A 377-nucleotide genomic window follows, 5' to 3' on the forward strand; every position below is an offset into this window, starting at 1 on the left:
TTGTCCCTTGCCGCTGCCACGGGCGAGCCTTGGGCCATGAGGTGGCTGACCTACAACGTCCTGTGGGAAATCGGCGCGGGCGTTGCGGGCGGATACCTGATCGGCCGCGCCTTCGGCTGGGTCACCTTCCGCATCCCGGCTGAGACGAAGCTCGCGCAGACAGGCGACGGGCTGATCGCCCTGGCGGCGACCTTCGTGTCCTATGGCCTGACCGAGATGATCCAGTCCTACGGCTTCCTGTCGGTCTTCGTCACCGCCCTGACCTTCCGCCATGCCCATCGCAGCCACGACTTCCACCGCGAGATGCACGATGTCACCGAGCAGGTCGAACGCCTGGCGATGATGGTGCTTTTGCTGCTCTTCGGTGGTGCTCTGGC

1 protein-coding gene is annotated in these 377 nt (G+C 65.3%); it reads left to right on the forward strand.

Going from position 1 to position 377, the window contains the following annotated elements:
* Positions 1–36: 36 nt before the first annotated feature.
* On the forward strand, positions 37–377 hold a 341-nt coding region (locus CK944_RS22660; protein ID WP_205049150.1), incomplete at its 3' end, for a cation:proton antiporter.

The sequence above is a fragment of the Paracoccus sp. SY genome (genome assembly GCF_002901215.1).
In the GTDB taxonomy this organism is placed as follows: Bacteria; Pseudomonadota; Alphaproteobacteria; order Rhodobacterales; family Rhodobacteraceae; genus Paracoccus; species Paracoccus acridae.